We start from the raw sequence: 10,402 nt of genomic DNA, 5'->3' as shown, positions 1-10,402 counted from the left end.
GGGGCGCCGGCGGCGGCCCTGCTCGATTAGGGTTGCCTGGATCGCGAACTCGCGAGAGCGACCGACAGTGAGCCACCGACATCACCGGGGAGGCGGCCGGGAATGGGCCTGTTCCGCAAGCGCAAGAGCCGCGCGACTCGTCGTGCCGAAGCCCGCGCGATCAAGGCCCGCGCCAAGCTGGAGGCCAAGCTCGCCGCCAAGAACGAGGTCCGCCGCCTGAAGAACGACCGGCGCGCCGCGGAGAAGGCGCTGCGCGCCCAGATCAAGGCCCAGCGCGACAGCGACCGCAACGCGTTGAAGGTCGCGGAGGCCGAACTCAAGACCGCGCGGGAGGGCAAGCTGTTCTCACCCACACGGATCCGCCGGGTCCTCACCGTGTCGCGACTGCTGGCGCCCATCCTGACGCCCGTCATCTACCGGGCGGCCGTGGCGGCCCGGGCGATGGTCGATCAGCGTCGCGCCGACCAGCTCGGGATCCCGCTGGCGCAGATCGGCCAGTTCTCGGGTCACGGCGCGCAGCTGTCGGCCCGCATCGCCGGGGCCGAGAAGTCGCTGCGCATCGTCGGCGAGAAGAAACCCAAGGACGCCGAAACCAAGCAGTTCGTGACCGCGATCGGCGAGCGGCTCCGCGACCTCTCGGCCGCCGTCACCGCGGCGGAGAACATGCCATCCGCGCGCCGTCGGGCCGCGCACGCCGCGATCTCCTCGCAGCTCGACGGCATCGAGGCGGACCTCATGGCCCGGCTCGGGCTCTCCTGAGCGGCGCGGCCGTGCGCAGGGTCTGGCGGGTGCTGGCGGCGGTCGGCGTGCTGGGCCTCGCGGCGGCGCTCACATCCCCGGCCGCGTGGGCGCACGTCCACGTCAGCAGCGACGACGCGGCGCGCGGAGCCACGGCGCTGCTCACCTTCCAGGTGCCCAACGAGTCCAACACCGGCGCGCGGACCACCGCGCTGGCGGTGACCCTGCCCAACGTCGCGTCCGCGCGCACCGAGTACCTGCCCGGCTGGACGGCGACGCTCGACCGCGATGCGGCCGCCGGCACCGTCCGCGCCGTGACGTGGACGGCTTCGCCCGACGGCGGCATCGGCGTCGACCAGTTCGCCCTGTTCCGGATCTCGGTGCAGTTGCCTGACGCCGACACGGTCAGCTTCCCGGCCACCCAGACCTACTCCGACGGGTCCGTCGTCAAGTGGGATCAGCCGACGCCGCCAGGCGGCGCCGAGCCCGAACACCCGGTTCCCGTGCTGACCCTCACCGCGGGAACCACCCCGCACGACCACCACCCGGCCGCGGGTGGCCCGCCGCCGCGGCCGGCCGACAACACCGCGCGCCTGTTGGCCGGCGCCGCGCTGGTGCTCGCGGCCGCCGCCGTCTTCCTGGTGTTGATCCGCCGGCGGACATGAGGGCCGCGTCGGTCGTCGCGTGGGTCGGCGCCCTGCTGCTCGCGGCGGCACTGACGGCTCCGGCGGCGTCCGCACACGCGGCCCGCCTCTCCACCGACCCGGCCGACAACGCGGCCCTCACCACCGGTCCGGCCCGGGTCAGCGCGACGTTCAACGAGCGGTTGCAGACCACCTTCGCGGCCATGACGGTGGTGGGCCCCGACGGCAACGTGTGGTCCGACGGGGAGCCCGCGGTGCAAGGCGCCGTCGTCAGCGTCGGGCTGCGCCCCCTCGGGCCGACCGGGGCGTACACCGTCAACTACCGGGTCACCTCGGCCGACGGCCACGTGGTGTCCGGTTCGTGGTCGTTTCGCCTGACGGTGGCCGGCACGGGCACGCCCGGACCAAGGGCCGCCGGCGGTGAGGGGGGCGGGCCGTTGCCCGTCTGGCCGTTCGTGGTGGTGGCCGTCGCCCTGGTCGCGGCCGGCGCCTGGTGGGCGGTTCGCCGTCGGCCGTGAGCCGCCCTGCTCGCCGAGGCGTCGATACCCGCACTGGCATGATGGGACGGAACAACCCGGTGCGCAGGACCCACAGTCAGACAGCTCGAAGGAGCGGCCGCATGGCAGAACCGCAGGACCAACCCAACGGCGCCCCCATCCCGCCGGAAGCCGCGCAGGAGATCCCACCGGAGACCCCGCCGCAGAAGAAGCCGCCCGCCAAGGCGGCCAAGAAGGCCGCGAAGGCCCCCGCGAAGAAAGCGCCCGCCAAGAAGGCGCCCGCGAAGAAAGCGCCCGCGAAGAAGGCCCCCGCCAAGAAGGTGCCGCCGAGGGCAGCCGAGCCGGCGGCCCCGCAGCCCCTTGCCGCCCAGCAGCGGATCGAGACCAACGGCGACCTCGCGGCGGCTGCGAAAGACGTTGCCGCGCAGGCGAAGTCGACTGTCGAGGCCGCCAATGACCCGGTCGCCCCCGACGTGCGGGCGTCGGCGCTCACCCAATCCCCCCTGCCGCTGATCGTCGCCCTGGCCGTCAGCCTGCTGGCCATCCTGCTGATCCGGCAGCTGCGGCGCCGCTGAGGTGGCCGTCACCTTTCGCCCGACCGCCGACCTCGTCGACGACATCGGGCCCGACGTCCGAAGCTGCGACCTGCAATTCCGGCAGTTCGGGGGACGCCGCGAATTCGCGGGGCCCGTCAGCACCGTGCGGTGCTTCCAGGACAACGCCCTGCTCAAATCGGTGCTGTCCGAGCCCGGCAACGGCGGCGTACTGGTCATCGACGGCGCCGGCTCGCTGCACGCCGCGCTCGTCGGCGACGTCATCGCGGAATTGGCCCGCTCCAACGGATGGGCGGGCCTCGTCATCAACGGGGCGGTGCGCGACGCCGCCGCGCTGCGCGGCATCGACATCGGCATCAAGGCGCTGGGCACCAATCCGCGCAAGAGCGCCAAGACGGGCGCCGGCGAGCGCGGCGTCGAGGTCACCCTGGGCGGGGTGACGTTCTCCCCGGGCGAAACCGCCTACAGCGACGACGACGGCATCGTGGTGGTCTAGCCGCTAAACCGCCACGGCCGCAGTCTTTTTGGAGAACCGCAGGCCCTCGTCGTCGACCTTGCCGCGCCGGATGGTGTGGATGTCGAAGAAGTAGTTCTGCTTGAGGCGCCACGGCGCGCGCGAGCCCGACTTTGGCAACAGGTGCATCGAACGCTGGAAGTAGCCGGGGTTGAAGTCCATGAACGGCAGCTCGTCGACGTCGGCGCCCGGGTGCTCGGGCTCCACGGTGTCAAAACCCTTGGCGTCCATGTGGTTCAGCAGGCGACAGACGAACTCGGAGACCAGGTCGGCCTTCAGCGTCCACGACGCATTCGTGTAGCCGAACGTGATGGCGAAGTTCGGCACGCCGGAGAACATGCAGCCCTTGTAGGTCATCAACGACGTCAGATCCATCGGCTGCCCGTTGCGGGAAGGCTGCACCCCGCCCAGCAACTGCATGTTCAATCCCGTTGCCGTGACGATGATGTCGGCCTGCAGCTCGTCACCGGAGGTCAGCCTGATCCCAGTCTTGGTGAAGCGGTCGATCGTGTCGGTGACGACGTCGGCCTTGCCGTGGCGGATGGTGCGGAAGAAATCGCCGTCGGGCGCCAGGCACAGCCGCTGGTCCCACACGTTGTAGCTCGGCCCGAAGTGCTTCTCGACGTCATAGCCCTTGGGCAGGCGGCGTTCGGCCATCGTCATCAGCGTCTTGCGCATGTAGGCGGGACGCTTGCGCGAGAGCTGGTACTGGAATGTGCTGAACGCGATGGCCTTCCAGCGATTCGCGATGTGCGCGAGGCGGTCGGGCAGCCAGCGGTTGAACCGCACGGCGAAGGGATCGACGCCCGGCAGCGAACCGATGTAGGTCGGGGAGCGCTGCAGCATCGTGACGTGGCCCGAGCCCGAATTGACCAGCGCGGGGATCAGGGTGATCGCCGTCGCGCCCGAGCCGATGACGACGATCTTCTTGCCCGCGTAGTCGAGGTCCTCCGACCAGTGCTGCGGGTGGACGATCGTCCCCTCGAAGTCCTCGGCGCCGGCGAACGTGGGCGAATAGCCCTCGTCGTAGTTGTAGTAGCCGGTGCAGGCGAACAGGAACGAGCAGGTGATCTCGCTCTGGGCGCCGTCGTGCTCGACCGTCAGCCTCCAGAGGTTGTCGGCGTCGGACCAGTCGGCGGCGACCACGCGCTGGCGGTAGCGGATGTGCCGGTCGATCCCGTTCTCGACCGCGGCCTCGTTGATGTAGGACTTGATCGAGGCACCGTCGGCGATCGACTGCGCCGAGCGCCACGGCTTGAACCGGAAGCCGAGGGTGAACATGTCGGAGTCCGACCGGATGCCCGGGTACTTGAACAGGTCCCAGGTGCCGCCCAGGTCATCGCGTCTTTCCAGGATCACGTAACTCTTCGATGGGCAACGTTCCTGGAGGTGCCACGCGGCGCTGACGCCCGAGATACCAGCGCCGACGATGACGACGTCGAGGTGCTCTGTCATGGCGCAACGTTATCAACGCACTGTTGAGGACGTCAACACTGTGTCGAGTCTTTCAACACCATGTAAAGTGGCGGTCGTGACAATCGGCCAGGCGCGCGCGGTGCGCGCCCGTCGTTCGACCCGTCCGTCGGGCGACGACCGCGAGCAGGCGATCCTGTCCACCGCCGAGCGGCTGCTGCAGGAGCGTTCGCTCGCCGACATCTCGGTCGACGACCTGGCCAGGGGTGCGGGCCTGTCCCGGCCCACGTTCTACTTCTACTTCCCGTCCAAGGACGCGGTGCTGGTCACGCTCTTCGAGCGGGTGATCGTCGAGGCCGACTCGGCCCTGGAGACCATGGTCGACAATCCTCCGGCCGACCTGAAGGCGCTGTGGCGCATCGGCATCAACGTCTTCGTCGAGACCTTCGGGGCGCACCGCGCGGTGTCCCTGGCCGCCGACGCCGCGCGCACCAACAGCGACATCCGCGACCTCTGGTCGCGCTTCATGCAGAAGTGGGTCACCCACATCGCCACGGTGATCGAAGCCGAGCGCGCGCGCGGCGCCGCACCGGCGACCCTGCCGGCGCACGATCTCTCGGCCGCACTGAACCTGCTCAACGAGAAGGTGATGCTCACGTCGTTCGCCGGCGAACGTCCCTCGGTGCCCGACGACCAACTCCTCGACACGCTGGTGCACATCTGGGTCAGCAGCATCTACGGCGAGGGCCACTAAGGGTTCACGCCGGCCCCCCTTTGTTCGGTTTACCGGGCAGATCGGTTGGGCTAGCGTTTATCTGTTATGAGGGCGGTCATTGTCGCGGTGGTCGCGGTGGCCTCCGCGGTCGTCTCGGGCTTTCTCAGCGTGCCGGTAGTGGCGCACGCCGACTCGTGCATCAACGGAACGGTCCGTGGTGGTCCCAACGGTGACTCTTTCGTGTGCCTGAATCAGGGCTGGCTGCACGTCCTGCCGGCCTCTGTCGGCCCGAACGACCTGCCACCGGGGTGTGTGAAGTTCCCGGACAAGTCCTTGTGCCCGGTCGACGCGCCTCCTCCCGGCCCGGAGTGGACAGTCCCCGGCCGCTGGTTTCCGGGACACTAGAACCGCCGCCTGTCACCCCTTCATGCGAACATATGTTCGTGCGGTGTGACGCATCGATCCTGCACGCGGACCTCGACTCGTTCTACGCCAGCGTCGAGCAGCGCGACGACCCCACGTTGCGCGGACGGCCGGTGATCGTGGGTGGCGGGGTGGTCCTGGCCGCCAGCTACGAGGCGAAGGCGTACGGCGTGCGCACCGCGATGGGCGGTGCACAGGCGCGCCGGCTGTGCCCCCACGCCGTCGTCGTGCCGCCGCGGATGACCGCCTACTCCCGCGCCAGCGACGCCGTGTTCGAGGTCTTCCGCGACTGCACACCGATCGTGGAGCCCCTTTCGGTGGACGAGGCCTTCCTGGATGTCGGCGGCCTGGCGCGCCTCCGCGGCACGCCGGTACAAATCGCCGAGCGGCTGCGTGCCGACGTGCGCGAGCGGGCCGGCCTGCCGATCACCGTCGGGGTGGCGCGCACCAAATTTCTCGCCAAGGTCGCCAGCCAGGAGGCCAAGCCGGACGGCCTGCTGCTGGTGCCGCCCGATCGGGAACTGGAGTTCCTGCGACCGCTGCCGGTGCGCCGGCTCTGGGGCGTCGGCGCCAAAACCGCCGACAAGCTCCACGCACACGGCATCGCCACCGTGGCCGACGTCGCGGAGCTGACGGAATCGACGCTGGCTTCCCTCGTCGGCGTGGCGATGGGCCGGCAGTTGTACACGCTGTCCCGCAATATCGACCGCCGACGGGTCACCACGTCGGTGCGCCGGCGGTCGATCGGCGCCCAGCGGGCCGTGGGTCGCGCCGGAAACGCCATGTCGGCCGCGGAGATCGACACGGTGGTGGTCAACCTGGTCGACCGCATCACGTCGCGGATGCGCGCCGCCGGGCGCACCGGGCGCACCGTGGTGCTGCGGCTCCGGTTCGACGACTTCAGCCGCGCGAGCAGGTCGCGCACGCTTCCGTGGGCGACGTCGTCGACCAGGCCGATCCTGGCCGCGGCCCGGCGGCTCGTCGCCTCGGCCGCGCCGTTGATCGCCGAGCGCGGGCTGACCCTCGTGGGCTTCGCGGTCTCGGGCATCGACCGTGACGGCGCGCAGCAACTGACGCTGCCGTTCGGCACCGAGACGGCCCAACTCCAGATCGACGCGGCGGTCGACCGGGTGCGCAGCCGCTATGGCCGGTCCGCGCTCACCCCCGCGGTGCTGGTGGGCCGGGACCCGGGCCTCGACATGCCCCACCTAGCCGACTGAGGGGGAATCTGGATCCGGGCCGCTTCCCGGTGGTCGCGGGGCGTTGAGCCCGAAATGGATGCCAACCATCCGGATGATGAAGCAGACCGCCACGGCTCCCAACGCGGCGGGTAGTCCATAGACGCCCATCCGCATAGCGGCGACGGTCATGGCGGCGGCAACGAGGGCCGGAATCGCATACAACTCGCTGCGCAGCACGGTCGGGATCTGCTGGATGAGTACGTCCCGGATCGTGCCACCGCCGACGGCCGTGACGGCGCCCAGCAGGATCGCGGGCGCTACTCCGAGTCCGAACGTGACGGCCTTATTGGCACCGATGACCGCGAACACGCTCAGCCCTAGCGCATCGAGGACGGTGATCAACGCCTCGAGCCGGGCAAGCCGCCTGCTGATGGCAAAAGCGATCAGCCCGCCACCAACCGCGAGCGCAAAGTAGCGCCAGTCACGAAATGTGGCGGGCGGGATGGAGCCGATCAGGACGTCGCGAACGATCCCGCCACCCAGCGCCGTCATCATGCCCAGGGTCACGACGCCGACCACGTCGAGGCGCGCCGTCCGCACTCCGGCCAACGCCCCGTTCAACCCGAAAATGAAAGTCCCCGTCAGGTCCAGCGCCAGCAACAGCGGCGGCTCGGCCAGGCTCACACACCACCTCTATCACGGTGGAGCCCGAACCGGCCCTTCGCGGACGGCGAGCCTCTACGACCCCGTCCACTCCAGCAGTTTCTCGGCCGGCCAGGTGTTGACGATCCGGTCGACGGGCACGTCGGCATCCAGCGCGCGCTGGGCGCCGTAGCCAAGGAAGTCCAGCTGCCCCGGCGCGTGCGCGTCGGTGTCGATGCTGAAGACGCAGCCGATGTCCAGCGCCAACTTCAGCAGCCGCGTCGGGGGATCGCGGCGCTCGGGCCGCGAGTTGATCTCGACGGCCGTGCCGTGGTCGCGGCAGGCGGTGAACACGGCCTCGGCGTCGAACTTCGACTCGGGCCGGATCCCCCGGCCGCCCGACACCAGCCGGCCGGTGCAGTGCCCCAGCACGTCGGCGTGCGGGTTGGACACCGCGGTGATCATCCGCCGGGTCATCGCCGCCGAATCCATCGACAGCTTGGAGTGCACGCTGGCGACGACGACGTCGAGGCGCTCCAGCAGCTCGGGCTCCTGGTCCAGCTCGCCGTCCTCGAGGATGTCGACCTCGATCCCCGTCAGGATGCGCATCGGCGCGAACTGGTCGCGCAGCCTGTCGATGACGTCGAGCTGTGCCCGCAGCCGCTCCGGCGACAGCCCGTTGGCGATCGTCAGCCGCGGCGAGTGGTCGGTCAGCGCGCAGTATTCGTGGCCCAGCTCGGCGGCGGTGGCCATCATCTCGTCGATCGGCGCCGAGCCGTCGGACCAATTGGAGTGCAGGTGCAGGTCGCCCCGCAGCGCGGCGCGGATGTCGCCACCGCCGAGATCCTCTGCCGCCGAACGTAATTCGACGAGCAGGTCGGGCTCGCGGCCGGACCAGGCCTGGTCGATCACCTTCGCGGTCTTGGGCCCGATCCCCGGCAGCGACTGCCAGCTGTTGGCCTGGCCGTGCCGCTCCCGGGCGGCCTCGTCGAGCCCCTCGATGATGTCGGCGGCGTTGCGGTAGGCCATCACGCGCCTGGGGTCGTGGCGGCTGCGGTCCTTGTAGTAGGCGATCTGCCGGAGCGCTGCTACGGGATCCATGAGTCCAGTCTGACCCTCACACGAGCTGGCCCGCGACGAAGCCGGCGAGGATCACCGCGAAACCACCGACCTCGCCGGCGATGAGCAAGCCCATCGAGACGGCGGTGCCCCGATCGGGGTGCTCGAACTGGTTTGTGGTGTCGCGCCGGGCGCCGTGGACGACGTAGCTGAGGATCGCGGCGACGAAGAAGAAGATGACGACGAGAGCCGCCGTCAGGTTGACCCATCCGGGCCAGGCGCTGAGCTCGACGAAGGCCGCGATCAGCAGGGTCGCGAACGAATAGAGCAGCGCCGCGCGGTGAGCGATGTCGACGTACGGGTGCGCGCGGTGGTCGTCGGAGGTCATGATCTGCCGGTATTTCCAGACGCCCAGAACGAGCGCAAGCAGGAAGATCAGTCCGGCCGCCAGTAGCGTGACCTTGGTGTCGAGTCCGAGCGTCATCGTGTTTAGTTTCCCTTAATAAATCCCGGCTAACGTCGAACCCATGCGATTCGCGTTCAAGACCTCACCACAGAACACCACCTGGTCCGACATGCTCGCCGTCTGGCAGGCGGCCGACGAGATCGACGTCTACGAGTCCGGCTGGACCTTCGACCACTTCTACCCGATCTTCTCCGACAGCAGCGGGCCGTGCCTCGAGGGCTGGACCACGCTGACGGCGCTGGCGCAGGCCACCAAGCGGCTGCGGCTCGGCACGCTGGTGACCGGCATCCACTACCGCCATCCCGCCGTGCTGGCCAACATGGCCGCCGCACTCGACATCATTTCCAACGGGCGACTCGAGCTGGGCATCGGCGCCGGCTGGAACGAGGAGGAGTCGGGGGCCTACGGCATCGAGCTCGGCAGCATGCGGGAGCGCTTCGACCGGTTCGAGGAGGCCTGCCAGGTGCTGATCAGTCTCCTGAGCCAGGAGACCACCGACTTCGACGGCAGGTTCTACCAGCTCAAGGACGCGCGCAACGAGCCGAAGGGCGTGCAGCGGCCGCACCCGCCGATCTGCATCGGGGGCAGCGGGGAGAAGCGCACGCTGCCACTCACCGCGCGCTACGCCCAGCACTGGAACTTCGTCGGCGGTCCGCCGGATCTGTTCGCCCGCAAGCGTGACGTGCTGGCCGCGCAGTGCGAGCACATCGGCCGCGACCCGAAGGAGATCACGCTTTCGGCCCACCTTCGCCTGGACGGCGAGCGCAACTACGGGCAGGTCATCGACGAGGCGGCCGGGCTGGCCGCCGAGGGGCTGGACCTGGGCATCGTCTACATCAACCCGCCGCACGATCCCGCGGTCCTCGAACCACTCGCCGAGGCGATCCGGGATTCGGGGCTGTGGACCGGTTGAGGGTCCGTTTCCCCGGTGTGACGTATGCACTCCTGATCGCTCCGGAAAACACTTCCGCGGTCCCGTGACGTGCGAGTAGATTCCCGGTACCGGTAGCTTCTCGGGCACTTCGCTGTGGTGCAGGAGCCGCAGATGTCTACTTTCATAGTCGTTTCCCCAGAGGCCGTCACCGCCGCGTCGGCGGACCTGAGCGGCATCGGATCGGCGATCAGAAAGGCCAATTCAGCCGCCGCGTCCTCGACGACGTCGGTCGCGGCGGCCGCGCAAGACGAGGTCTCGGCCGCGGTCGCGCAGCTGTTCGGTGGCTACGCCCGGGAATATCAGGCCGTCAGCGTGCAGGCGACGCTGTTCCACGACCAGTTCGTGCAGGCGATTGCGACGGGCGCCGGCGCCTACGCGGCGGCCGAGGCGGCGAACGCCGACCCCCTGACGGCTCTGGTCGGGGAATTGCAGGCCCTGGGGCTGTTCAACTTTGATCCGGTCAAGGCGCTGACGGGGCGCCCGCTGTTCGGCAACGGGGCCGACGGTGCGCCCGGAACCGGGCAGCCCGGCGGCGACGGTGGTTGGTTGATCGGCAACGGAGGCGACGGCGGGTCGGGTGCACCCGGGCTGCCGTCGCCTCCGTTGCCGATCAACCAACCAC

14 protein-coding genes are annotated in these 10,402 nt (G+C 69.7%); 10 read left to right on the top strand and 4 right to left on the bottom strand.

Annotated features, from left to right (window positions below; all coding sequences use genetic code 11):
• Window positions 1–102 precede the first annotated feature (102 nt).
• The 5 genes from GPY60_RS25615 (at window position 103) to rraA (ending at window position 2,929) form a co-directional block, all read left to right on the top strand.
• A complete protein-coding gene (locus tag GPY60_RS25615) occupies window positions 103–759 on the top strand; it encodes a DUF6474 family protein (protein WP_156690500.1) in 657 nt (218 codons plus the stop codon).
• An 11-nt stretch (window positions 760–770) separates the two neighbouring features.
• A complete protein-coding gene (locus GPY60_RS25610; protein ID WP_231639833.1) occupies window positions 771–1,403 on the top strand; it encodes a YcnI family copper-binding membrane protein in 633 nt (210 codons plus the stop codon).
• Window positions 1,400–1,900, top strand: a complete 501-nt coding sequence (locus tag GPY60_RS25605; RefSeq protein ID WP_156690498.1) for a copper resistance CopC family protein — start codon at window positions 1,400–1,402, stop codon at window positions 1,898–1,900. The genes GPY60_RS25610 and GPY60_RS25605 overlap by 4 nt, the downstream gene beginning before the upstream one ends.
• A 101-nt stretch (window positions 1,901–2,001) precedes the next feature.
• Window positions 2,002–2,454, top strand: a complete 453-nt coding sequence (locus tag GPY60_RS27620; RefSeq protein ID WP_156690497.1) for an Rv3852 family protein — start codon at window positions 2,002–2,004, stop codon at window positions 2,452–2,454.
• 1 nt (window position 2,455) lies between these two features.
• Complete coding sequence (gene rraA, locus GPY60_RS25595; protein ID WP_156690496.1) at window positions 2,456–2,929, top strand: ribonuclease E activity regulator RraA; 474 nt, start codon at window positions 2,456–2,458, stop codon at window positions 2,927–2,929.
• 3 nt (window positions 2,930–2,932) lie between these two features.
• Here the strand turns inward: rraA and GPY60_RS25590 are convergent, their stop codons facing one another.
• On the bottom strand, window positions 2,933–4,402 hold the full coding sequence (locus tag GPY60_RS25590) for a flavin-containing monooxygenase (protein WP_156690495.1): 1,470 nt from the start codon (window positions 4,400–4,402) through the stop codon (window positions 2,933–2,935).
• A gap of 67 nt (window positions 4,403–4,469) precedes the next feature.
• On the opposite strand from GPY60_RS25590, the gene GPY60_RS25585 reads away from it, so the two are divergent.
• The 3 genes from GPY60_RS25585 to dinB all read left to right on the top strand — a co-directional run bounded on the left by GPY60_RS25585 (window position 4,470) and on the right by dinB (window position 6,718).
• Complete coding sequence (locus GPY60_RS25585) at window positions 4,470–5,114, top strand: TetR/AcrR family transcriptional regulator (RefSeq protein WP_370462828.1); 645 nt, start codon at window positions 4,470–4,472, stop codon at window positions 5,112–5,114.
• A gap of 66 nt (window positions 5,115–5,180) precedes the next feature.
• The gene (locus GPY60_RS25580) at window positions 5,181–5,480 is read left to right on the top strand and encodes a hypothetical protein (protein ID WP_156690493.1); all 300 of its coding nucleotides are present in this window, start codon (window positions 5,181–5,183) and stop codon (window positions 5,478–5,480) included.
• Window positions 5,481–5,512: 32 nt separating this feature from the next.
• The gene (gene dinB / locus GPY60_RS25575; protein WP_156690492.1) at window positions 5,513–6,718 is read left to right on the top strand and encodes a DNA polymerase IV; all 1,206 of its coding nucleotides are present in this window, start codon (window positions 5,513–5,515) and stop codon (window positions 6,716–6,718) included.
• Here dinB and GPY60_RS25570 read toward each other — a convergent pair.
• The 3 genes from GPY60_RS25570 to GPY60_RS25560 all read right to left on the bottom strand — a co-directional run bounded on the left by GPY60_RS25570 (window position 6,707) and on the right by GPY60_RS25560 (window position 8,864).
• Window positions 6,707–7,339 carry a trimeric intracellular cation channel family protein gene (locus tag GPY60_RS25570; RefSeq protein ID WP_231639831.1) on the bottom strand — a complete coding sequence of 211 codons (633 nt, stop codon included), beginning with the start codon at window positions 7,337–7,339 and terminating at the stop codon, window positions 6,707–6,709. The genes dinB and GPY60_RS25570 overlap by 12 nt on opposite strands.
• A gap of 78 nt (window positions 7,340–7,417) precedes the next feature.
• On the bottom strand, window positions 7,418–8,422 hold the full coding sequence (locus tag GPY60_RS25565) for a PHP domain-containing protein (RefSeq protein ID WP_156690491.1): 1,005 nt from the start codon (window positions 8,420–8,422) through the stop codon (window positions 7,418–7,420).
• 16 nt (window positions 8,423–8,438) lie between these two features.
• A complete protein-coding gene (locus GPY60_RS25560) occupies window positions 8,439–8,864 on the bottom strand; it encodes a hypothetical protein (protein ID WP_156690490.1) in 426 nt (141 codons plus the stop codon).
• Between the two features lie 43 nt (window positions 8,865–8,907).
• On the opposite strand from GPY60_RS25560, the gene GPY60_RS25555 reads away from it, so the two are divergent.
• Entirely contained in the window at window positions 8,908–9,759 is an 852-nt protein-coding gene (locus GPY60_RS25555; protein WP_156690489.1) for an LLM class F420-dependent oxidoreductase, read from the top strand.
• A 132-nt stretch (window positions 9,760–9,891) separates the two neighbouring features.
• Window positions 9,892–10,402, top strand: a 511-nt coding sequence (locus GPY60_RS25550; RefSeq protein ID WP_156690488.1) for a PE family protein, incomplete at its 3' end; no start/stop codon positions are given.

The organism is Mycobacterium sp. Marseille-P9652, assembly GCF_902652685.1.
GTDB lineage: Bacteria > Actinomycetota > Actinomycetes > Mycobacteriales > Mycobacteriaceae > Mycobacterium.
Note: the sequence above shows the minus strand (reverse complement) of the source record. Positions and strands in the feature narration are given on the sequence as shown.